Source organism: Nocardia sp. NPDC019219, assembly GCF_040632645.1.
In the GTDB taxonomy this organism is placed as follows: domain Bacteria; phylum Actinomycetota; class Actinomycetes; order Mycobacteriales; family Mycobacteriaceae; genus Nocardia; species Nocardia sputorum.
Window position 1 is genome coordinate 22,840 of record NZ_JBEYCG010000003.1, and the last position, 21,495, is coordinate 44,334.

General features: G+C 68.4%; 19 protein-coding genes. 11 read left to right on the top strand and 8 right to left on the bottom strand.

Annotated elements, in window-relative coordinates; translation table 11 throughout:
* Positions 1–27 precede the first annotated feature (27 nt).
* Positions 28–1,143 carry a folate-binding protein gene (locus tag ABZ552_RS07560; RefSeq protein ID WP_281917149.1) on the bottom strand — a complete coding sequence of 372 codons (1,116 nt, stop codon included), beginning with the start codon at positions 1,141–1,143 and terminating at the stop codon, positions 28–30.
* Between the two features lie 182 nt (positions 1,144–1,325).
* On the opposite strand from ABZ552_RS07560, the gene ABZ552_RS07565 reads away from it, so the two are divergent.
* The 5 genes from ABZ552_RS07565 to cydC all read left to right on the top strand — a co-directional run bounded on the left by ABZ552_RS07565 (position 1,326) and on the right by cydC (position 9,042).
* The gene (locus ABZ552_RS07565; protein ID WP_281877207.1) at positions 1,326–2,246 is read left to right on the top strand and encodes an aminodeoxychorismate lyase; all 921 of its coding nucleotides are present in this window, start codon (positions 1,326–1,328) and stop codon (positions 2,244–2,246) included.
* Positions 2,247–2,440: 194 nt separating this feature from the next.
* Complete coding sequence (locus ABZ552_RS07570) at positions 2,441–3,934, top strand: cytochrome ubiquinol oxidase subunit I (RefSeq protein WP_357436057.1); 1,494 nt, start codon at positions 2,441–2,443, stop codon at positions 3,932–3,934.
* Positions 3,935–3,943: 9 nt separating this feature from the next.
* A complete protein-coding gene (gene cydB / locus ABZ552_RS07575; protein WP_357436059.1) occupies positions 3,944–4,975 on the top strand; it encodes a cytochrome d ubiquinol oxidase subunit II in 1,032 nt (343 codons plus the stop codon).
* 4 nt (positions 4,976–4,979) lie between these two features.
* Positions 4,980–7,046, top strand: a complete 2,067-nt coding sequence (locus ABZ552_RS07580) for an ATP-binding cassette domain-containing protein (protein ID WP_357436061.1) — start codon at positions 4,980–4,982, stop codon at positions 7,044–7,046.
* 310 nt (positions 7,047–7,356) lie between these two features.
* Entirely contained in the window at positions 7,357–9,042 is a 1,686-nt protein-coding gene (gene cydC / locus ABZ552_RS07585) for a thiol reductant ABC exporter subunit CydC (protein WP_357436351.1), read from the top strand.
* Positions 9,043–9,573: 531 nt separating this feature from the next.
* On the opposite strand, the gene ABZ552_RS07590 is transcribed toward cydC, so the two are convergent.
* From ABZ552_RS07590 to ABZ552_RS07615, 6 genes are all read right to left on the bottom strand, one after another.
* Positions 9,574–10,281, bottom strand: a complete 708-nt coding sequence (locus ABZ552_RS07590; protein ID WP_281877214.1) for an FABP family protein — start codon at positions 10,279–10,281, stop codon at positions 9,574–9,576.
* Between the two features lie 189 nt (positions 10,282–10,470).
* On the bottom strand, positions 10,471–10,776 hold the full coding sequence (locus tag ABZ552_RS07595; protein ID WP_159842239.1) for a DUF1416 domain-containing protein: 306 nt from the start codon (positions 10,774–10,776) through the stop codon (positions 10,471–10,473).
* A 5-nt stretch (positions 10,777–10,781) separates the two neighbouring features.
* A complete protein-coding gene (locus tag ABZ552_RS07600; RefSeq protein ID WP_159842241.1) occupies positions 10,782–11,615 on the bottom strand; it encodes a sulfurtransferase in 834 nt (277 codons plus the stop codon).
* A 29-nt stretch (positions 11,616–11,644) separates the two neighbouring features.
* Positions 11,645–12,139, bottom strand: a complete 495-nt coding sequence (locus tag ABZ552_RS07605; protein WP_281877215.1) for a DUF4395 domain-containing protein — start codon at positions 12,137–12,139, stop codon at positions 11,645–11,647.
* A 287-nt stretch (positions 12,140–12,426) separates the two neighbouring features.
* On the bottom strand, positions 12,427–12,870 hold the full coding sequence (locus ABZ552_RS07610; protein WP_281917153.1) for a thioredoxin family protein: 444 nt from the start codon (positions 12,868–12,870) through the stop codon (positions 12,427–12,429).
* The gene (locus ABZ552_RS07615; protein WP_281877218.1) at positions 12,867–13,667 is read right to left on the bottom strand and encodes an LmeA family phospholipid-binding protein; all 801 of its coding nucleotides are present in this window, start codon (positions 13,665–13,667) and stop codon (positions 12,867–12,869) included. Before ABZ552_RS07615 ends, ABZ552_RS07610 begins: the two co-directional genes overlap by 4 nt.
* 294 nt (positions 13,668–13,961) lie before the next feature.
* Between ABZ552_RS07615 and ABZ552_RS07620 the strand changes: the two genes are divergently transcribed.
* From ABZ552_RS07620 to pstB, 6 genes are all read left to right on the top strand, one after another.
* On the top strand, positions 13,962–14,726 hold the full coding sequence (locus tag ABZ552_RS07620; protein WP_281877219.1) for a response regulator transcription factor: 765 nt from the start codon (positions 13,962–13,964) through the stop codon (positions 14,724–14,726).
* Positions 14,727–14,852: 126 nt separating this feature from the next.
* Positions 14,853–15,773: a mycothiol synthase gene (gene mshD / locus ABZ552_RS07625; RefSeq protein ID WP_357436065.1), complete on the top strand. Its 921-nt coding sequence runs from the start codon at positions 14,853–14,855 to the stop codon at positions 15,771–15,773.
* Positions 15,774–16,014: 241 nt separating this feature from the next.
* Positions 16,015–17,127, top strand: a complete 1,113-nt coding sequence (gene pstS, locus ABZ552_RS07630; protein ID WP_281877222.1) for a phosphate ABC transporter substrate-binding protein PstS — start codon at positions 16,015–16,017, stop codon at positions 17,125–17,127.
* Positions 17,128–17,218: 91 nt separating this feature from the next.
* Entirely contained in the window at positions 17,219–18,190 is a 972-nt protein-coding gene (pstC, locus tag ABZ552_RS07635) for a phosphate ABC transporter permease subunit PstC (protein WP_281877224.1), read from the top strand.
* Entirely contained in the window at positions 18,190–19,092 is a 903-nt protein-coding gene (gene pstA, locus ABZ552_RS07640; RefSeq protein ID WP_281877225.1) for a phosphate ABC transporter permease PstA, read from the top strand. Before pstC ends, pstA begins: the two co-directional genes overlap by 1 nt.
* Positions 19,093–19,112: 20 nt before the next feature.
* The gene (pstB, locus tag ABZ552_RS07645; protein WP_063023261.1) at positions 19,113–19,889 is read left to right on the top strand and encodes a phosphate ABC transporter ATP-binding protein PstB; all 777 of its coding nucleotides are present in this window, start codon (positions 19,113–19,115) and stop codon (positions 19,887–19,889) included.
* 99 nt (positions 19,890–19,988) lie between these two features.
* Here the strand turns inward: pstB and ABZ552_RS07650 are convergent, their stop codons facing one another.
* The gene (locus ABZ552_RS07650; protein WP_357436069.1) at positions 19,989–21,470 is read right to left on the bottom strand and encodes a hypothetical protein; all 1,482 of its coding nucleotides are present in this window, start codon (positions 21,468–21,470) and stop codon (positions 19,989–19,991) included.
* Between the last annotated feature and the right edge of the window lie 25 nt (positions 21,471–21,495).

Consider the following 21,495-nt stretch of genomic DNA (forward strand, 5'->3'; position numbering starts at 1 on the left):
CACGCCGACCGGTGTTTCGCCAACGGATCAGCGCCCGCGCAGCCGGTCGACCGCGAGGCGGCCCGCCTGCGGCTCGTCGTCGGTGGGGACCGAATCGGGGTCGATGGACGCCGCGACCGGCCCCGCGACCAGCGCGGTGTCCGCCGGAACCGTGCGCTTGACCAAGGCGAGGGCGATCGGGCCGAACTCGTAGTGATCGATGACCGTGCCGAGCCTGCCGACCGCGCGGCCACCCGCGGTGACGTCGTCGCCGGTGGCCGGGCGCTCGTCCGCCGAGCCGTCCAGGTGCAGCAGCAGCAAGTGCCGCGGCGGCTTACCGAGGTTGTGCACTCGGGCCACGGTCTCCTGGCCGCGATAGCAGCCCTTGTCCAGGTGGACCGCTCCATGTTCGGCCACGCCGCCGATCCAGCGGGCCTCGTGGGGGATGGTCCGCTCGTCGGTGTCCAGCCCGATCCGCGGGCGAACGGCGGCGACGCGCAGCGCCTCGAACGCCCACATCCCCGCCGGGGTGGCGCCGGCCGCGGTGAGCCCGGTCCACAAGTCGGTCAACCGGTCGCGCGGGATGACCAGGTCGAAGGCGTCGGCCGTCGGCCACGGCATTCGGCGCAGGAAACCGCCGCCGGGCAGCGGTGTCGCCTCGTAGACACCGGGAAGGGCGGCGATGCCGAGCGTCTCGGTCAGCCCGGCGACCTCCGGTCCGAGCAGGCTCAGCACGGCGTGGTCGGCGGCTTCGACCGGCTTGGCGTCGGCCCAGAACACCATCCTTTGCAGGAACGCGAGCAGGTCGGGTCCGCGCTCGGCCTCCGTATCGATCCAGACGGTGCCGTCCAGTTCGGTGAGCACGAAATGGTGCTGGACCCTGCCGTTCAGATCGAGATCGAGATTCTCGGCGGACTGCCCGTCGCCCAAGGCGGCGACATGCTGACTGGAGATCGTGTGCAACCAGGTCAACCGCTCCGCGCCGGTGATGCGCAGGACGAATCGGTGCGAACGGTCGACGATCGCGGCGCGCTGCGCCGCGGCGCGCTGTTCACCGAACGGATCGCCGTAATGCCAGGCGACGGCGGCATCGGGCGAACCCGCCGCTCCCGCGACGGCTCCCGACACACTGAGCAGGGGGCTGGGCGCAACGACCACGGACACCCCTCCCACTTTAGGCGGCGTCGTCCAGCGGTGCGCGAACCGGGCTACGGGGCCGGAGTCCGGCATAGCCGATCGGCATTGTCCGAGCATTACGGCGGGCGCTGTGGTGCGGCTCCACAAAAGGTCTGGCAAAAGCGGCCGTGACATAGGCATTGTCCGCTCACACCGCCTACGCTCGTCGCATGGTGGATCGAGTTCTGGTAACTCTCGATGGCGCGGTCCGAGATGCGGACGCGCCGTTGCTGTTCGCGGACGATATCGGCGTATTGCGTGGCGATGGTGTTTTCGAAACGGTGCTCGTGCGCGCGGGAGTCGCGTGCGCGGTCGAATTTCATCTAGGCAGACTGCGTCGCTCCGCACAGGCGCTCGATCTGCCCGAGCCGGAACTGGGCAAATGGCGTGAGGCGGTGGAGACCGCCGCCAAGGAGTGGGGTAGCGAACGCGAAGGCGTGATGCGGCTGGTGCTGACTCGCGGCCGCGACTCCGAGCTGGCCGGCACCCCCGACAAGGTCAAGACCGGCGACCTCGCAGCCGCCGTGCCGGTGCCGACCGCCTTCGTGCTCGTGGCGCCGGTGCCCGAGCGCGTGGCGAAGGCCCGCACCGAAGGCGTCGCCGTGGTGACCTTGTCGCGCGGCATCTCGATCGACCTCGCGCAGGCCGCGCCGTGGCAGTTGCTCGGAGCCAAGACGTTGTCCTACGCCACCAACATGGCCGCCCTGCGATTCGCCGCGCGAATGGGCGCGGACGACGTGATCTTCACCAGCACCGAGAACCGAGTGCTGGAGGGCCCGCGCTCCTCCGTGGTGATCGCCCGCGACAAGCAGTTGATCACCCCGCCCGCGAAGAACGGCGTGCTGCCCGGCGTCACCCAGCGCGCGCTGTTCGCCGAAGCCGAGAAGGCGGGCTGGCAATGCCGCTACGACTCGCTGTTCACCGCCGACCTGCTCACCTGCGACAGCATCTGGATGCTCTCGAGCATCTCCCTTGCGGCGCGGGTCAATTCGCTCGACGGGCTGCGGATGTCCGCTCCGGACAACGCCGAAGAGATCATCGGGCTGGTCGATCGCGGCATCGAGCGGGCGGGAGCCATCGGCGACTGGTGACGGCCTGCGCCTGGTGGTGATCAGCGTCGCTCCGTGATCTCCGTCCTACCCGGACGGGCGCGGGGCGGCGATGAGCACGGGAAACGGGCCGAAACGGGCGGAATCAGCCCTGGTGCGTGGTCTAGGACTCATTGTCCGGAATCGCCTCCGACGTAGGCTTACTACGACACGTCGTAGACACGCAGGAGGCCGGCTTGAACGCCTTGGACATCTCCCGATGGCAGTTCGGCATCACGACCGTCTATCACTTCCTCCTGGTGCCCCTGACCATCGGTCTCGCGCCGCTGGTGGCCGCCATGCAGACGGCGTGGGTCGTCACCGGCAAGCAGCACTGGCTGCGGCTGACCAAATTCTTCGGCAAGCTGTTCCTGATCAACTTCGCGCTCGGCGTCGCGACCGGCATCGTGCAGGAGTTCCAGTTCGGCATGAACTGGAGCGAGTACTCCCGGTTCGTCGGCGACGTCTTCGGCGCACCGCTGGCGCTGGAAGGCCTGATCGCCTTCTTCATGGAGTCGACCTTCCTCGGCCTGTGGATCTTCGGCTGGACCCGATTGCCGAAACTGCTGCATCTCGGCGCGATCTGGATGGTCGCGATCGGCGTGAACGCTTCGGCGTACTTCATCGTCGCGGCCAACTCGTTCATGCAGCATCCGGTCGGCGCCCGCTATAACCCGGAAACCGGCCGAGCGGAACTGGCGAGCATCGTGGAGGTGCTCACCAACAACACATTGCTGGCGGCCTTCCCGCACGTCGTGGCCGGGTCCTTCCTCACAGCGGGCACGTTCGTCACCGGCATCGCGGGCTGGTGGATGGTGCGTAACGCGCGCAGCGGCGACCCGGCGAAAATGGCCGAGGCGCGGGCGATGTGGCGGCCCGCGGCACGGGCGGGCATCGCGGTGGTGATCGTGTCCATGGCCGCGCTGGTCTACACCGGTGACGTGCAAGGCAAGCTGATGTTCGAGCAGCAGCCGATGAAGATGGCTTCGGCGGAATCCTTGTGCCACACCGCACCCGACCCCGACTTCTCCGTGCTCACCGTCGGTACGCACAACAATTGTGACAGCGTGACGCACGTACTCGAAGTGCCGTACGTGCTGCCGTGGCTGGCGAAGGGCGAGTTCACCGGCGTGACGCTGGACGGCGTCGTCGACCTGCAGAAGGCCTACAACGAGAAGTTCGGCGTCGGCGACTACCGGCCCAACCTGTTCGTCACCTACTGGTCGTTCCGCGCCATGATCGGCTTGTCGGCGGGCTCGGCGCTGCTCGCGCTCGCCGGGCTGTGGCTCACCCGTCGCGGGCGGGTACCCGACCAGCGCTGGTTCTCCTGGCTGAGTCTGCTGGCCATCCCGACGCCCTTTCTGGCCAACAGCACCGGATGGGTGTTCACCGAGATGGGCCGCCAGCCCTGGGTGGTCGCGCCCAATCCCACCGGCGATCCGAACCTGCGCCTCACCGTGCAGGAAGGCGTGTCGAACCACTCGCCCGGCGTCGTGCTCTTCTCGCTGATCACCTTCACGCTGCTGTACGGCGCGCTCGCGATCGTGTGGTTCTACCTGATGCGCCGGTATGTGATCCACGGACCCGACCCGGCCGTGCGCGCCGCGACGGAGCCGAAGGACACGGACGCGTCTTCGGGCGGCGCCCGTGCCGAAGAAACTGCCGTCGAACAACTTTCGTTCGCCTACTAGGAGCCGGCGATGAGTTTGCAAGAGTTCTGGTTCGTCCTGATCGGCGTGCTGTTCACCGGCTACTTCGTGCTGGAGGGCTTCGATTTCGGCGTCGGCATGCTCATGCCGGTCCTCGGCAAGGGGTCCGACCGCCGCAGGCGCGCGGTGCTCAACACGATCGGGCCGGTGTGGGACGCCAACGAGGTGTGGCTGATCACGGCGGGCGCGGCGATGTTCGCCGCGTTCCCGGAGTGGTACGCCAGCCTGTTCTCCGGCTTCTATCTGGCGTTGCTGCTGGTGCTCGTCGCGCTGATCCTGCGGATCTGCGCCATCGAATACCGAGGCAAGATCGACGACCCGCGCTGGCGGGCCCGCTGCGACATCGGCATCGGCATCGGTTCCTGGGTTCCTGCGCTGGCCTGGGGATGGGTGTTCGCCAATGTGGTGCACGGCGTTCCGCTGAACGAGAAGAAGCAGTTCGCGGGCTCGGTGGCGGATCTGTTCGGGCCCTACGCCCTGCTCGGCGCGCTGGCGACCGGGCTGCTGTTCGCGCTGCACGGAGCGATGTTCCTGGTGCTCAAGACCGCGGGCGAGGTCCGCGACGACGCACGGCGCGCCGCCCGGCTGCTGTCGGCCCCGACGGTGGTCGTGGTCGGCGGATTCGGATTGTGGACCCAGCTGTCCTACGGTGCGGGCTGGACGTGGATCCTGTTGGGCCTGGCGGTACTCGGCCTGGTCGTCGCGGTGACCGCCGATCTCGCGCAACGTGACGGGTGGGCGTTCACCGGCACCACGGTGACGGTCGCGGCGGCGACCGCGCTGCTGTTCGGGTCGCTGTTCCCGAATGTGCTTCCCTCGACCATCGACGCGGCGTTCGACCTGACGATCCACAACGCGTCCTCGACGCCGTACACACTGAAGGTGATGAGCTGGGCGGCGCTGCTCGTCACGCCGGTCGTGCTGGTGTACCAGGGCTGGACGTACTGGGTGTTCCGCCAGCGGATCACCGTCGAGCAGATCCCGCCCCCGGTCGGCCTGCCCTTGCGGCCCGTGCAGGATTGACGCCATGGCCCGCCCGCCGATCGATCCGCGCCTGTGGCGGTACGCCCGCTCCGCGCGCACCTACCTCGCGCTGACCGTGGCGCTGTCATTGGCCGTCACCGGAGCGATCGTGGCGGCCGCGCTGCTGATCGGACGGGTGCTGGCCGGTGTGGTCACCGATCCGGACGCGCGCACGCTCGGCGCGTGGACGGGCGAACTGATCGTGCTCGCGCTCGTCGTCGCGGTGCGGGTGCTCGCCACCTGGTCGCAGTCCCGGCTGGCGCATCGGGCGGGCGCGAGCGTGGTGGCGGAGCTGGAGGGAGCGGTGCTCGCGGCAGGCGCACGGCTGTCGCCGCGCGAACTCGACACACGCCGGACGGAGTTGGCGGTGGTCGTCGGCTCGGGGCTGTCCGGGCTGCGCGGCTATCTCGTCGGCTACCTGCCCGCGCTGCTGCTGGCGGTGCTGGTGCCGCCGGTCGTGCTCGCGGTCATCGCCGCACACGATCCGACGTCCGGGGTGATCGCGGTAATCACCTTGCCGCTCATCCCGATCTTCATGGTCCTCATCGGACTGCTGACCCAGGGGCGGGCCGAAGCCACGCTCGCCGCCACGACGCGGTTGTCCGACCAGTTGCTCGACCTGTTCGCGGGCATGCCGACGTTGCGAGCGCTCGGCCGCGAGACCGGCGACGCGGAACCGGCTGCGTGGGTAGGGCGGGGCCAGGCCGGGCACCCGCGCACCATGCAGCACCGCGTCCGCGATCTCGGTGACGCCTTACGGCAGCGCACGATGCGCGCGCTGCGCATGGCGTTCCTGTCCTCGATGGTGCTGGAGCTGCTCGCGACCCTGAGCGTGGCCCTGATCGCGGTCTCCATCGGCCTGCGGCTGGTGTTCGGCGAGATGAGTCTCTACGCGGGCTTGGTGGCGCTGATACTCGCCCCCGAGGTGTACCTGCCGCTGCGCATGGTGGGCGAACGATTCCACGCCGCCCAGGACGGCATGGCGGCGGCCGACAAGGCCTTCGCGATTCTCGAGCACACGCCGGCCGAGCGCGTCGGTGGCGAGACCGGCACGGCGATGGGCCCGCATGACGAGTCGATCGAGCGGGGGTCCGGCGACCGCGTGGAGGGTGCGGCGACGAATAGGGGCGTCGACTTCTTCGAGCGGCGGCTGGACAACGACGTGGAGGGGGCGGCGACGGCCCCTGACGATGAGTCGTTCGGGTGGCGGCCTAGCGTCGGTGTCGAGGGCGCGGTGGCGACGGACGGCGAGTCGTTCGGGTGGCGGCCCGGCGTCGGTGTCGAGGGCATGGAGACGCCGCCGGGCGTTGATCCGAGCGATCGTCGCATCGTGCCGAAGGAAACCAGGGGGACGGTTCGTCCGGGCAACTCGGCAGACCCCGGTGTGATCGAACTGCGCGATCTCTCGATCCAGGCGCGGGACGGGTTCGCCCCCGCTGGTTTGTCGTCGATCTTGCGGCCCGGGTCCCTCACCGTGCTCGCCGGTCCCAACGGAAGCGGCAAATCGACCGTCATACAGGCGATCCTGGGCTTGCTCACGCCCGACCGGGGCGCCGTGACCGTCGACGGCGTAGACGTCCGTGACCTGGACCCGGACCGATGGTGGGCGCGGGTGGCCTGGCTGCCGCAGCGGCCGGTGCTGGTGCCCGGCACGCTGCGGGACAACCTCGAACTGCTCGGCGCGCGAACGGTCGGCCACGTCGCCCGCGGCCCGGCGCGCGTGCTCGACGATCTCGAAGCCGCCTGTCTGGCCACGGGTTTCGATGCCGTACTCGATGATCTACCCGGCCGCTGGGACACCGTGGTCGGCCCCGGCGGCATCGGACTGTCGCTCGGCCAGCGCCAGCGCCTCGCGCTGACCCGGGTACTGGCCACCGATCGTCCTGTCCTGCTGCTCGACGAGCCGACCGCACACCTCGACGCCGCCGCCGAAGCCACCGTGCTGGCGGCCCTCCAAGTGCGAGCCCGCGCGGGCGCGACGGTCGTCGTCATCGGCCACCGCCCGACCGTACTGGCCGCCGCCGACCAGGTCGTCCAGGTACGCGCCGAGCCGGCGGGAGTGTTGCGATGAGCCGAGAGCCGACGCTTCGTGCGGATTCCGTCCGCTGGACGTCGTGCCGGTGCCTCGCGAGGTTTCGCCCCGCAGGTCTAGGCTCACTCCGGTCATCTTCCGCGGGTGGGCGTCACGGGGGAGGCCATGCGTTGCTGAGTCGTATGCGCGGGAGGGCGCGCAAGTCGGCGCACAGCCTCGATTCACCGTGGCCATATCGGGCTCGTCCGCGCCGGCGAATCGACGCGGGGCCCACGCAAGAGGAGCGGTTGCGATGACGCGGGACGTTTCGCACGGCACCGGCGCCACGGTGTTCGGCGATCTGCGCCGGATGTGGGCGCTGCTCGAATTGTCCCGCACGCGAGTCGCGGTGGCGATCGGGTGGGGCGTGCTGGCCTTGGGCAGCGGGCTCGGGCTCGCGGCGCTGGCGGCCTGGCTGATCGCACGAGCCTGGCAGATGCCGCCGGTGCTCGACCTGAGCATCGCCGTCGTCGCGGTGCGCGCGCTCGGCATCTCCCGGGGCCTGTGCCGGTACCTGGAGCGTCTTGCCACGCACGACGTCGCGTTGCGCGCCATGACCACCGCGCGAACCACGGTCTACCGCACACTGGCGCGCTCGGATTTCTGGCTGCGCCGACCCGAGATCTCGCGGGGCGCGGACGACAAGCCGGGCACGAAGCCGCCGCGCCGCGGTGATCTCCTGGTCCGCATCGGCAGCGACATCGATGACTTGGGCGCCGTGGTGGTCCGCGTGTTCGTGCCGATCGCGGTCGCCCTCGTCCTCTCGGTCGCGGCCGTCGCACTCCTGGCCACGATCTCGCTCCCGGCGGCTGCCATCCTGGCGGGGGCGCTGGCGCTGTCGGGTGTCGTCGCGCCGTGGTTGTCGGCCAAGGCGGCGTCCGATGCGGAACGCGCCGTCCGCGCCGACCGTGCGGAGTTCACCGCGCAGGCCATGACCGTCCTAGACCACGCCGCCGAACTGCGCGTCGCCGGTCGCCTGGACGCCGCGCTGGCCGCCGCCGGAGCGGCGTCGCGCCGGGCGGTCGCCGCCGAGGACCACGCGGCCGCGCGCAGCGCCTGGTCGGCCGCCGCCACGCCGCTCTCGATCGGCGCCGCCGTGTTCGGCGCCCTCCTGATCGGCATCACCCTTTACGGCCCGGATGGGGGCACGGCGGGCGCGATGACACCTATGGCGCTCGTCGTGCTCGTCCTCTTGCCGCTCTCGGCTTTCGAAGCGGTCGGCCCGCTGCCCGCGGCGGCGCAGACCTTGACGACCGCCCGTGCGGCTCTGCATCGCCTGGACGACTTCGCACCCGGCACCCCCACCAGCACGGCGGAGGACTCCCGGGCACCGCGGAGAAGCGCCGCGGACTCGGCCCGTTCGACCGACGCGGCGGTGCCAGAACTGCCCCGAGCACGACGGATCGCAGTGGTCGGCCCCAGCGGCGCGGGCAAGACGACCCTACTGATGAAGTGGGCGGGGTTGTTCGGCACGCCTCGCCCCGGCGTCACCTTCTTCGCCGAGGACGCGCACCTGTTCGGTACCTCCGTGCTGGAGAACCTGCGCGTCGCGCGTGGCGATCTGACCGCCGAAACAGCCGAGCAAGCGTTGCGGACCGTCGGCCTCGGAGACTGGCTGGACAGGCTTCCGAAGGGCGTGCACACCGACCTGGTCGGGGGAGCGGCAGCCGTTTCGGGAGGCCAGCGCCGGCGGATCCTGCTCGCGCGGGCGCTGGTGTCCCCGGCGCGGGTATTGCTGCTGGACGAACCGACAGAACACCTGGAAGCCGAGGCGGGGGCGAAGCTGCTGCGCGACTTGCTGGACATCGACAGCGGCCTCGTCGAATCCGACCGCACCGTGGTCGTCGTCACCCATCAACTGCCGGACGACCAGCGGGCCGACGTGGTGCTGCGGATCACAGCATCAGGCCAGGTCGGACTGGATTTCGCAGCGCCTGCGGCACCCCTCGGCGCCGTGGATTCCGCCGACCGAGAAATTCCGTTGCCGAGCTGCTGACGCATCGCTAGATTCGTTCGTACACGAGGAAGGAGGTGGTTCGAAGAATGGATATTCATAGGACACGTGAGGTGGCTGTCCGCTAGCGCCACCGCTGCAGGTGGATTTCGCCCGCGCGAGCGCTGAGCGAATTCCAGGCAGTCACCCGGCCCCCGAGCCCCGGTCGGTCCGACCGGACCCGTGCGAGGAAACTCGTACCGGTATGGCTCGGGGGCTGTTCTGTTCCGCCTCTCCGGGTCTTCAGGCCGTACCAGTTGGGTGCGGCGCAGGTTGGTCACAGGTCCTGCGTCAGGGCGTAGGTGCGTTTTGGGCGTGCCCGACGAGTTACCCATGTACTTGCGAGATCAATTGTCGCTTTTGGCTGTAGGTGCGAGGTCGGTCGGCATCCCAGCGTTGCGTTGGTCAGCGCAATCATCTGAGCTCGTTGGCACATGGGGAAATCAGCGCGAATGTTCCGGGCTGAGCAGCACAGCACAGACGGCCTGGACGCAGCTGCCGCGTCACCTTGACCTGCACGGTCCGGAGAGGGGATCAGCCGATGTAGCGCTGGAGGCGGGCCGAGAGGCGGGGTTCGAGGGGGCCGTCGGCCACCACCCGTTCCTCGACGTAGGCCAGGTCGCCGCCCTCGACGATGCCGTAGAGGCGCTTGGCGCCGCCCACGACGACGCCGGACTGGCTGCGGATCACCACGTCGGTGGCCAGTTCCCAGGACGACTGGGTCAGCGCTTGCCCGTAGAACAGCTCCACGATGCCGCTGCTGTGCGACAGCAGCAGTTCGATGACCTCGTCGTTGCCGTCGATGCCGACTCGCCAGAAGCCGCTCTCGCGCAGGTCGGGGCCGCCGTAGTCGCCGTCGGCCTCGATGATCCAGGACCGGGATTCCCAGGCGAGGTAGTCACCGCCGTCGTGTGAGACGACGATCTGCTGACCGAACCGGTAGTCCCCGCGCTCGGGATCGTTGCCCTCGCCCTCACCGCGCCACACGCCCACCAGCGGGAGCAGCGCGAGCATGGAGGCGCTCAGATCCGGACCGAGGCGCAGGTTTGCGGTGTCCTCGGGCAGCGGGAGATCCGGTAGCACCGGGATGTTCCGGGCGCCGGTCGATTTCGCCCGTTCGGCAGCTTCTGCCACGGCCTGGTCACCGCTGCGGCGACCGGCGGCATCGACCGGAGCGTTGCCGTTCAGTTGTTCACTCGCTCGCTCGGCCGGGTTGGAACCTTCGCTCGCGAGTTCGCTCATGATTCGGTGAACAGCCGGTAGAAGACGTAGAGGCCGAACCAGCCGATCAAAACGGCCACGGCCACCAGCAGAATCTCGAAGAAGAGGACCACGTTCCGAGTCTAACGACCCCCTTGTGGCGGCACGCAAACGGCCCCGGTGCTTCCGCGGAGCGGAAAGCGACCGGGGCCGTTCGACGAGTGCGCGGTCTTACTTGGCGACCGCGACGTCGACCGCGTGGATGCCCGCGCCTTCGGGGCGGACCTCGGCGGAGCCGTTGCCCGCCGAGGAGAGCGCGCGAACGGTCCACGAGCCGGGAGCCGCGAAGAACCGGAAGTCGCCGGTACCCGACGCGACGACCTCGGCGGTGAAATCACCGTTGCCGTCGAGCAGGCGTACGAACGCCCCGCCCACCGGCTGGCCGTCGGCGCTGAGGACGCGGCCGGTGATGACCGTCTCCTTCTCCACGTCGACGCCGGCCGGGATGGCCTGACCCTGGGTAGGTGCTGCACACATGTCGATTACTCTCCCAACTCGATCGGAGCGCCGACGAGGGAGCCGTACTCGGTCCAGCTCCCGTCGTAGTTCTTGACGTTCTGGTGGCCCAGCAGTTCCTGCAGCACGAACCAGGTGTGCGAGGAACGCTCGCCGATCCGGCAGTACGCGATGGTCTCCTTCTCGCCGTCCAGGCCCGCTTCCTTGTAGATCTCGGTCAGCTCGGCGTCGGACTTGAAGGTGCCGTCCTCGTTCGCGGCCTTGCTCCACGGCACGTTGATGGCGCCGGGGATGTGGCCCGGACGCTGGCTCTGCTCCTGCGGCAGGTGGGCGGGCGCCAGGATCTTGCCGGTGAACTCGTCGGGCGAACGCACGTCGACCAGGTTCTTGGTGCCGATGGCCGCGATGACCTCGTCGCGGAAGGCGCGGATGCTCAGGTCGGGCGCCGACGCCTTGTACTGGGTGGCGGGCCGGTTCACCGGCTCGGTGGACAGCGGACGGCCGTCGAGCTCCCACTTCTTGCGGCCACCGTCGAGCAGCTTGACGTTGTTGTGGCCGTACAGCTTGAAGTACCAGTAGGCGTACGCGGCGAACCAGTTGTTGTTGCCGCCGTACAGGATGACCTCGTCGTCGTTCGAGATGCCGCGCGCCGAGAGCAGGTCGGAGAACTGCTCCTGGTTCACGAAGTCACGACGAACCTGATCCTGCAGGTCCTTCTTCCAGTCGAGCCGGACGGCACCCTCGATGTGACCACCGTCGTAGGCGGAGGTGTCCTCGTCGACCTCGACGAAGACCACGCCGGGGGCGTTGAGGTTCTCTTCGGCCCAGTCAACGGAGACCAGGACATCGGAGCGAGCCATTGTTTTCCTTTCAGAGATGACGTGCAGGGTCAGTTCGATGCCGGTAACGGGCTCCGGCGGAGGCGGGCTACCAGCGGATAGATCCGGCAACCCAAGCAGATCCCGAACGCCGCGTTCAGGAACGCCGCGAACAGGGCGAAGCCGGCGAACACCGCGCCGACGACTGTGGAGCCGAGCGCGAAGCCCAGCAGGCTGACGGCCGCGAAAACGAAACCGAGCAGCTGCGCGAACCGCAGCGGAGCCGTCGGCTCGGTCTCACTCGTCGGCGCGAGGCGCGGCGCGACGAAGGCGGCGTAGATCCGGCCGTACGGGTGGCGGCGCGGACCGAGGGCGGCGCCGACCGCGAAGACGATCGCCTGCAGGGCGATCAGCACCGCCGCGGCCACCGGCGAGACCGCGGCGGCGAGCACGACGACGACGAGGACCCCGGTGGTCACCCAGGCGGCGAACCGCGGTCCGCGCACGTCGACCTGATCGGCGGAGACGGGCGTGGCTTCGGAACTGTTACGGATCTCGGTGGACATTGTGCGTACTCCTGCGCTGAATAAGTCCGATGACTGGAGATTTGCCAATTCGCCGGGGGATCGTGAGATCACTCGCGCGGCGGGCAAGGGTCGGCGTCAGGAAATCTGGACGAGCCGACCGATCAGCGGCACAGGCAGCAACAACCACCGAGCCGACACAGATCCACTGTGCGGCGTCGGGTGAGCATCAGCTCGTGGTTGGAAAGCACGTCAGCAGTTTACCCAATTCGGCGGGGAAATTGGACCCGGGGTGGATTACACCCGTCCAGGGGAGTTGTCATCGCAGCTCAGGCCGCTGCGGTCAGTGGCTCGAGCGCGGAGTGCAGATCCGTGGCCTTCGGGACGCCGGAGATGCGGAACCGCTCCCTGCCCTCGATGTCGAAGACGAACGTGGTGGGCAGTGAGAGGACGTTCAGCTCGCGCGCGAGCGCGGGCTCGGCGTCGATGTCCACCTCGATGTCCTGCGGCGGCTGCGGCGATCCCGCGAGCTGATCTGTGACGTTGGCAACCACCCGGCGAACGGCGTCACACGGTCCGCACCAGTCGGCGGAGAAATGCAGGACCGCGGGCCCGGCGCCGGTCACGCCGACGGACGCCAGCAGTTGCGCGCGAGCGGAGTCGGACAGGTCGATGCCGTCGGCCGCGCGGATCTTGCCGTCGCGCCGACGCAGCAGGACGCCCACCGCCAGCGCGGCGAGCAGGACCACTGCGAGGATGGTGAGTTGGATCATGGTCGCTGCAATCGGTCTAGGTCGATCGTGACGTTCACGCCCTTGCCCTCCACGACGATCTGACCGCCCTGGGCGGAGACCTTGGTGGGCCGGACACCGAACGGCAACTCCTTGGTGTCGATGGTACGGGTGAACCGGGCGAGCACCGCGGGCCGATCGGCCTCGGTGATCACCGCCACAGGCATGGTCTCGGTGCCGGGCGGGCCGCGATAGAAGCCGGTCGCCACGATTTTCACCTGGTCGCCGTCGAGCGAAAGGTCGGCCTGCACACTGACCTTCTCGCCGCCGTACTGCGCGCCCGGCGTCTCCGGCAGGGTGCCGGTGAGCACCAGCGCGCCGGTGGTGGTCATCCCCGAACCGCCCGAGCCGCCGGTCCCGTCGGACTTGTCGGCGGGACGCGAATGCACCTGCAGATCGGGGATGGCGAACAGCCTGCCGAGTTCGGTCGGCTCCACGCGCAACCGGCTGTCGACCCGCTCCACGGGAACCCCGCGCAGACTGCCGTCGACCAATTCGCCGACCGGCAGCCGCACCCCGGTCAGCGTGGCCTCCAGCGCGATCTCACCGGGGATGTCCAGACGCTTCGCGCGCGCCCGGATCTCCACGTGGTCGTAGCGGCTGTCCCACGCCTGGCCGAGAAAGGGGAAGCCGTGGATGGTCACCTCGGGATCCGCGGTGAGATCGGCGCCGTCGCGCAGCGCCCGGGACACGCGATACTCCGAATAGGCCGCGGTACTGAAGTCGACGACCACGGCGAACCCCGCCAGACACAGCAGGCCGATGATCAGCTTGCGCATGCTCCCCCGTCTCTCCGGGTCTCGGGCCGCGGCGGCCGGAAGCCGCGCGGCGCGCGTTCGGCTGCCGTGCCGGGCGCGCCGCCGGTGGCGGGCATGCCCGATACGTAACCCATGTAGGCACCATATCGGTTGGCCCGAGCCGGGCACCGGAGTGTCCACCGGTGCGACTGTGGACCCCGGAATGCGTGGTCATGCCTTGTTACGCGCTAATCTTGCATCCGATTACCTGTGATTAGCGACGCGGGCGCGGCGGTGCTGCCGCATCCGCGTGGCTACGAGATGGGAGGAGGGCCCGTGGAGCTGCTCCTGCTTACCTCCGACCCCAACCCCGAGTCGGTGTTGCCCTCGCTCGCCTTGCTCGCGCACAACGTGCGCCCGGCGCCCACCGAAGTGGCTTCGCTGCTCGAGGCAGGCAGCGCGGACGTCGCGCTGGTGGACGCGAGGACCGACCTGGCCGCGGCCCGCGGCCTGTGCCGCCTGCTCGGCAGCACCGGATCCTCGGTGCCGGTAGTCGCGGTGCTCACCGAAGGCGGCCTGGTCGCGGTGAACGCGGACTGGGGACTCGACGACATCCTGCTGCCCGGTACCGGCCCCGCCGAGCTCGACGCCAGGCTGCGGCTGCTGGTCGGGCGCAACGGCGGTGTGGCGAGCCCGGAGAACACCGGCAAGATCACGCTCGGCGAGCTGGTGATCGACGAGGGCACCTACACCGCGCGGTTGCGTGGGCGCCCGCTCGATCTCACCTACAAAGAATTCGAGCTGCTGAAGTATCTCGCGCAGCACGCGGGCCGCGTGTTCACCCGCGCGCAACTGCTGCAGGAGGTATGGGGCTACGACTTCTTCGGCGGGACCCGCACCGTGGACGTGCACGTGCGGCGGTTGCGCGCCAAGCTCGGCACTGAATACGAGTCGCTGATCGGCACCGTGCGCAATGTCGGTTACAAAGCCGTGCGCCCGTCCCGGGCGTCGGCCAAGGGTGAGCCGGTGAGCTTTCCGGAAGACGACAACGAGGGCACCGACGATTCGCCGCTCACGCCGGTCAACGGCTCCGCCCAGTAATCCCCGGCGGACGGTGGCCGATTCCGGCGGTGCCCGCACCGTTCCCGGCCGAAATTCTCACCGCCGCCACGACGTTGCCGACAGTGGACCCCGCGCGGGGTCCACCGGCTCGAGGAACGGAGGCCGATGAGCGGCGCGACGACACAGTGGACCGACCGTCCCGACGCGGACACGGCGCAGGCGATCACCGCTCTGCTGACGCGCGCCACCGCGGCCGACGGCGTCGCCCCCGTCTCGGAACAGGCCGTGCTGTCGCTCACGTCGGGCGACCACACCGCAGCGCGCCACCTGCTCGCCTGGCGGGCCGGAGCGATCGCCGGTTACGCCAATCTCGTTCCGCGGCATGGCGAACATCCCGCGATGGCCGAGGTCGCCGTCGATCCGGCCCAGCGCGGGCACGGCGTGGGTACCGATCTGGTCACGGCGGTGTTGGCCGAGGGAGGGCCGGGGGCGCGGGTCTGGGCGCACGGCGACCGGCCGGCGGCCAAGGCTGTCGCCGCCCGGCTCGGGCTGCGGACCGCGCGTGAGTTGTGGCAGATGCGGCGCTCTCTGGCAACTCCAGAGCTACCGGAGCTTGTGGTTCCGGACGACCTCGTGTTGCGCACCTACGCCGGTCCCGCCGACGACGCGGAATTGCTGCGGGTGAACGGCGCCGCCTTCGCTTGGCATCCCGAGCAGGGCGGGTGGACCGAGCGCGACATCGAAGTCCGTCGCGGCGAGTCGTGGTTCGATCCGGCGGGGCTGTTCCTGGCGTTCGACCCGGCCGCTCCCGATCGTCTGCTCGGATTCCACTGGACCAAGGTGCATCACGCGGAGAATCCGCCCGTCGGCGAGGTCTACGTGGTCGGCATCGATCCGGCCGCGCAGGGCCGGGGACTCGGTCGGCTGCTCACCCTCGCGGGATTGCGGCACCTGCGTGACCGCGGATTGGCCGAGGTGTTGCTCTACACCGAGGCCGACAATGTCGCCGCGGTGCGCACTTATACCCGTCTCGGATTCGCTCCGGCGCACGTCGACGTGGCCTATGCCGCGGCGGAGGCTGAATAGCAGGCGGCAGAACGGATGCGCGCGAGTAAAACTGCGGCAAACGTCACATCCACCGGCTGCAATCGCGCCGGGCTGTTCACTCTCCGTTCACTCAGGTCGGTCCAACTGTCAACCACGTGACCTTAGGTTGTGTGAGGGCAGCACACTGCTGCCTGGTGCGCAAGTTCCCCGCGAACAGCACCACAGCACCCGTCCGGGCCGGTGAGGGACCGGACGAGTAGGACGCCATTCCGGAGGAATAGTGAATCTCAAGCGCAGCAGCGCCCTCGTTGGTGTGCTGGCCGTCGGCGCCATGACGCTGGCCGCCTGTGGCAGCGACGACAACACCTCGACCGACACGGGCAATGTGGCGAAGGTCGACGTCGCCTGCGGCGGCAAGAAGGCCCTCAAGGCCAGCGGTTCCTCCGCGCAGAAGAACGCGATGGAGCGCTTCATCGCCGCGTACGAGAAGAACTGCGACGGCGCCACGCTCAACTACACCTCCAGCGGCTCGGGCGCGGGCGTGAGCGAATTCATCGGCGCCCAGACCGATTTCGGTGGCTCCGACTCGCCGCTGAGCGCGAAGAAGGACGAGCCGAAGAAGGCCGCCGACCGCTGCGCCTCGCCCGCGTGGAACCTGCCGACCGTGTTCGGCCCGGTCGCGATCACCTACAACATCGACGGCGTAACCGATCTCGCGCTGGACGGCCCGACCGCCGCCAAGATCTTCAACGGCACCGTCACCACCTGGGACGCCCCGGAGATCAAGGCGCTGAACCCGAACGCCAAGCTGCCGTCCGAGCCGATCGCGGTGATCTTCCGCAGCGACGAGTCGGGCACCACCGACAACTTCCAGCTCTACCTGGATTCCGCCTCCGACGGCGCCTGGGGCAAGGGCGCGGGCAAGGCCTTCAACGGCGGCGTCGGCGCGGGCTCGAAGGGCAACGAGGGCACCTCGGCCGCGGTGAAGACCACCAAGAACTCGATCACCTACAACGAGTGGTCCTTCGCGAAGGCGCAGAACCTGTCGATCGCTCGCATCATCACCTCGGCGAGCAAGGACCCGGTCACGCTGAGCGTCGCGTCGGCGGGCAAGGCGATCGAGTCCGCGAAGATCTCCGGCCAGGGCAACGACCTGGTCATCGACACCTCCTCGTTCTACAAGCCGTCGGTCGCGGGCGCGTACCCGATCGTGATGCCGACCTACGAGATCGTGTGCTCGAAGTACTCCGACGCCGACACGGCGACGGCGGTCAAGGCCTTCCTCACCTCGGCGGTCACCAACGGCCAGCAGGGCTTGGACGAGGCCGGGTACATCCCGATCCCGGAGCAGTTCAAGACCAAGCTGACCACCGCCATCAACGCCATCTCCTGATAGCAGCCCCCACATGACCGTCCACGACGAGGTTGCCGCCACAGGCCAGTCGGATTCGACCGGCCTGCGAGCAGGCGGAGATACTGCGCTCATGCCGAGCAAGCCGAGCACCGACCCGGGCACGAAGAGTCGCCGCCCGCACAGCACGCGAGCGGAGATCGTCTTCCGCTCGCTGGCGACCACAGCGGGTGCGATCATCGTCGCCGCCATCGCATTGATCGCGCTGTTCCTGCTCATCCGGGCGGTGCCGTCGGTGCTGGCGAACGAGTCGAACTTCTTCACCAGCACCGACTTCAACACCTCGGACGCCAACCACCTCCGGTTCGGCATCCGGGATCTGTTCATGGTCACGGTGCTGAGTTCGATCTTCGCACTGGTGCTAGCCGTTCCGATCGGCATCGGCATCGCGCTGTTTCTGACGCACTACGCGCCGAAGACGCTGGCGCGGCCGTTCTCGGTGATCGTCGATCTGCTCGCGGCGGTGCCCTCGATCGTGTTCGGTCTGTGGGGAATCCTGGTGCTCGCTCCGCAGTTGGAGCCGATCCAGACCTTCCTGAACGACAACCTGGGATGGCTGTTCCTCTTCTCGGACGGCAACATCCCGCTGGCCAGCGGCGGCACGATCTTCACCGCGGGCGTCGTGCTCGCTGTGATGATCCTGCCGATCATCACATCGGTCAGCCGTGAGGTGTTCAACCTCACCCCGCGCGCCCACATCGAGGCGGCACAGGCACTCGGCGCCACGAAGTGGGAAGTCGTGCGGATGACGGTGCTGCCGTACGGCCGCAGCGGCATGATCGCCGGCGCCATGCTCGGCCTCGGTCGCGCGCTCGGCGAGACGATCGCCGTGCTCATCGTGCTGAAGACGGCCGCGCAGCCGGGGCAGTGGTCGGTGTTCGACGGCGGCTACACCTTCGCCTCCAAGATCGCCTCGGCCGCGGCGGAGTTCAGCGCCCCGCTGCCGACCGGCGCCTACATCGCGGCGGGCTTCGTGCTGTTCGCGCTGACCTTCGTCGTGAACGCGCTGGCTCGACTCGCCGCGGGCGGAAGGGTGAACGGGTGATGACCTCCTCGACTCTGGACCGGCCGATCAAGCCGCCCACTTTCCGTGATGTGAGCCTGTCTCGCAAGGTGCGCAACAACGTCGCGACCGGCCTGGTCTGGCTGGCGTTCGGCATCGCGCTCGTGCCGCTGGCCTGGGTCCTGATCATGGTGATCAGCAAGGGCTTCAGCGCGGTGGTCCGGGCGGACTGGTGGCAGAACTCGCTGAAGGGCGTGCTGCCCAATCAGGTCGCGGGCGGCGTCTACCACGCGATCTACGGCACCATCGTGCAGTCGTTGGTCGCGACGGTGATCGCCGTCCCGCTCGGCATCATGGCCGCGGTGTACCTGGTCGAGTACGGTCGCGGCGTGCTGGCCAAGACCACGACCTTCATGGTCGACATCCTGGCCGGCGTGCCGTCGATCGTCGCGGCGCTGTTCATCTTCGCGCTGTGGATCGCGACGCTCGGCTTTCCGCAGAGCTCGTTCGCGGTGTCGCTGGCGCTGGTGCTGCTGATGCTGCCGGTGGTCGTCCGGAGCACCGAGGAAATGCTCAAACTGGTGCCCGACGAACTGCGCGAGGCGTCCTACGCGCTCGGTATCCCGAAGTGGAAGACCATCGTGCGGATCGTGGTGCCGACCGCGCTGCCCGGCATGATCAGCGGCATCCTGCTCGCCATCGCCAGGGTGATGGGCGAGACCGCTCCCGTGCTGGTGCTCGTCGGCTATAGCAAGTCGATCAACATGAACATCTTCGACGGCAACATGGCGTCGCTGCCGCTGTTGATCTACCAGGAGCTGGCCAACCCCGAAGCTGCCGGACGCGAGCGGGTGTGGGGCGCGGCTTTGACCCTCATCATCATCATCGCCCTCCTGTACCTGGCGGCTGCGGTCCTCAACCGCCTGCTCACCCGGAACCGATAGAAGCGGAACGGATTACCGAAATGGCCAAGCGGATCGACGTCAAAGATCTGAACATCTACTACGGCAAGTTCCATGCCGTGTCCGATGTCTCGCTGACCGTGCTGCCGCGCAGCGTGACCGCCTTCATCGGTCCCTCGGGCTGTGGCAAGTCCACCGTGCTGCGTTCGCTCAACCGCATGCACGAGGTAACCCCGAACGCCAGGGTCGAGGGCGCGGTGATGCTGGACGGCGAGGACATCTACGGCAACCAGGTCGACCCGGTGGGCGTGCGCCGCACGATCGGCATGGTCTTCCAGCGGCCCAACCCGTTCCCCACCATGTCCATCAGGGACAACGTCGTCGCGGGTCTGAAGCTGCAGGGCGTGCGCAACAAGAAGGAACTCGACGAGGTCGCCGAGCGCTCGCTGCGCGGCGCCAACCTGTGGAACGAGGTCAAGGACCGCTTGGACAAGCCGGGCGGCGGCCTGTCCGGCGGCCAGCAGCAGCGTCTGTGCATCGCGCGCGCCATCGCCGTGTCGCCCGACGTGCTGCTGATGGACGAGCCGTGTTCGGCGCTCGACCCGATCTCCACCCTTGCGATCGAGGATCTGATCACCGAACTGAAGAAGGAATTCACCATCGTCATCGTCACCCACAACATGCAGCAGGCCGCGCGCGTGAGTGACCAGACCGGCTTCTTCAACCTGGAAGCCCAGGGCAAGCCGGGCAAACTGATCGAGATCGACGACACCGAGAAGATCTTCTCCAATCCGTCGCAGAAGGCCACGGAGGACTACATCTCCGGCCGCTTCGGCTGATCCGCTCCGCCGCGCGAACATCGATCGACGCGGCATAGGCAACGGAAAGGCCCTGGGTAGCGCATCGGCTACTCAGGGCCTTTCGGGTGTTCGGGTCGGCTACTCGTTCTGAGGTGGGGTCTCGAACAACGGCGACGGCGTCGCCTCTACCCGACGGGTGTGTTCCGAATCCGATTGCCGGTTCGCCGTGTGTGCTCCCAGCAACCCGGTACTCGCGGGCGCGGTCGACGGTGCGCTGGGCGTGGAAGGATTACTGGATGCGGTGGGTTCGGTACCGGTGTAACTCGCTTGCCGGACCGACGTCGGTTGCTCCGTCTTCGATTCTGCGGCTTTGTCCGAATCAGGATCGCCGGTCTTGCTGTCGTCGGTCTTCGACGCGGAGTCATCCGCCTTTTGATCGGTGGCTTTCGCGTTCGGATCGGCTTCGGAGGGTTGGCCCGTCGGGGAATCGGTGGAGGCTTTGTCCGGTGCGGATGTGCTGTCTTTGGCGGGCTCCCCGGTGGACGGGGAATCGGCGGCCGTGCCGTCGGCCGCCTGATCGACGCTGGTGATCACCGTGTCGGCGGCGTTCGCGAATTTCTCCGCAGCCGTGCCGGCGGAGTCGATCAGATTCTTTCCTGCGTCGCCACCCGCTTTGATGATGTCGTCGAGATCGTCATCGAGCTTCCCGACCGATTCGATCAACGTCGGCATATCTCCGGTGATACCGCCCACGGCGGTGATGAGATTCGTGACGTCCGAGGGCGTCCAAGAATTCGGGTCGCTGGCGGGGCCGGTGGAGCCGGAGGACTTGGATTCGTCTTTCCCGTCGCCGCTGTCGTCTGTCTTCTTGCCGCTCTCGTCGGTCTTGTCGCCGGTTTTGTCGCCGCTGTCGCCGGTTTGGTCGCCTGTCTCGTCCTCACCCGACTTCGACTTGTCGGTCTCGTCTTCGCCGGTGGGCTGTTCCTCGGCGATCGGGCTCGCCTGCGGCGTGCCCGCAGGCGTGGTGGAAGGGTCGGTGGGGTCCTGTTCGGTATCTCCGGTGTCGGACTGCGGGCTGTACACCGCGAGCATCGGATCCGTCTGCGGTGTCCCGTCGAGCGGGTCGCCCTCCCCGAGTTGGTCGCTGCGGGTACGCACGTTCGCGCCGGCCTGCTCGATCTTGGTCGCGACGTCCGATTGGGTGCCGAGCAATTCGTTCAGCGCGGTCGTGATGGCGGTCTGGTGGGTGTATTGGGTGTCGCCATCGTCATCCGAGACGTCCGGGCCGGGAGTGACCTGCCAGTCCTCGGAGACGGTGAATCCGGCCGCGACGGCTTCGTCGACCTTGTCCAGCAGAGCTTGCCGGAACCCGGCCAGGCTGGTGCCGCTGTCGATCAACGTCTGCGCGAGGTCGTCGGTATCCAGCGCCACTTTGTTCGCCGCGTCGCGATCGCCTGCGATCCGGTCGTACGCTGCGTAATAGGCATCGCCGCTCCAATGCGCTCCCGCCGCCCGGATCTGCGTGACCGTTTCATCGATCAGCGTAACGAATTCGCTGTTGCGCGTCCGTATCTCGGCTCCGGCTTCGCCCAATTTCCACGGCTGCCATTCCGACCGCACCTGGCTGAGGGTTGGTGTCGTGCTC

Excerpts from the sequence above, each read along its gene's own strand:
- pstB (WP_063023261.1), top strand. The coding sequence starts at position 19,113 with ATGGCCAAGCGGATCGACGTCAAAGATCTGAACATCTACTACGGCAAG.
- ABZ552_RS07605 (WP_281877215.1), bottom strand. The coding sequence starts at position 12,139 with ATGTCCACCGAGATCCGTAACAGTTCCGAAGCCACGCCCGTCTCCGCC.
- ABZ552_RS07565 (WP_281877207.1), top strand. The coding sequence starts at position 1,326 with ATGGTGGATCGAGTTCTGGTAACTCTCGATGGCGCGGTCCGAGATGCG.
- pstC (WP_281877224.1), top strand. The coding sequence starts at position 17,219 with ATGCCGAGCAAGCCGAGCACCGACCCGGGCACGAAGAGTCGCCGCCCG.
- ABZ552_RS07590 (WP_281877214.1), bottom strand. The coding sequence starts at position 10,281 with ATGAGCGAACTCGCGAGCGAAGGTTCCAACCCGGCCGAGCGAGCGAGT.
- ABZ552_RS07610 (WP_281917153.1), bottom strand. The coding sequence starts at position 12,870 with ATGATCCAACTCACCATCCTCGCAGTGGTCCTGCTCGCCGCGCTGGCG.
- pstA (WP_281877225.1), top strand. The coding sequence starts at position 18,190 with ATGACCTCCTCGACTCTGGACCGGCCGATCAAGCCGCCCACTTTCCGT.
- cydB (WP_357436059.1), top strand. The coding sequence starts at position 3,944 with ATGAGTTTGCAAGAGTTCTGGTTCGTCCTGATCGGCGTGCTGTTCACC.
- ABZ552_RS07615 (WP_281877218.1), bottom strand. The coding sequence starts at position 13,667 with ATGCGCAAGCTGATCATCGGCCTGCTGTGTCTGGCGGGGTTCGCCGTG.
- mshD (WP_357436065.1), top strand. The coding sequence starts at position 14,853 with ATGAGCGGCGCGACGACACAGTGGACCGACCGTCCCGACGCGGACACG.
- cydC (WP_357436351.1), top strand. The coding sequence starts at position 7,357 with ATGTGGGCGCTGCTCGAATTGTCCCGCACGCGAGTCGCGGTGGCGATC.
- ABZ552_RS07600 (WP_159842241.1), bottom strand. The coding sequence starts at position 11,615 with ATGGCTCGCTCCGATGTCCTGGTCTCCGTTGACTGGGCCGAAGAGAAC.
- ABZ552_RS07580 (WP_357436061.1), top strand. The coding sequence starts at position 4,980 with ATGGCCCGCCCGCCGATCGATCCGCGCCTGTGGCGGTACGCCCGCTCC.
- ABZ552_RS07595 (WP_159842239.1), bottom strand. The coding sequence starts at position 10,776 with ATGTGTGCAGCACCTACCCAGGGTCAGGCCATCCCGGCCGGCGTCGAC.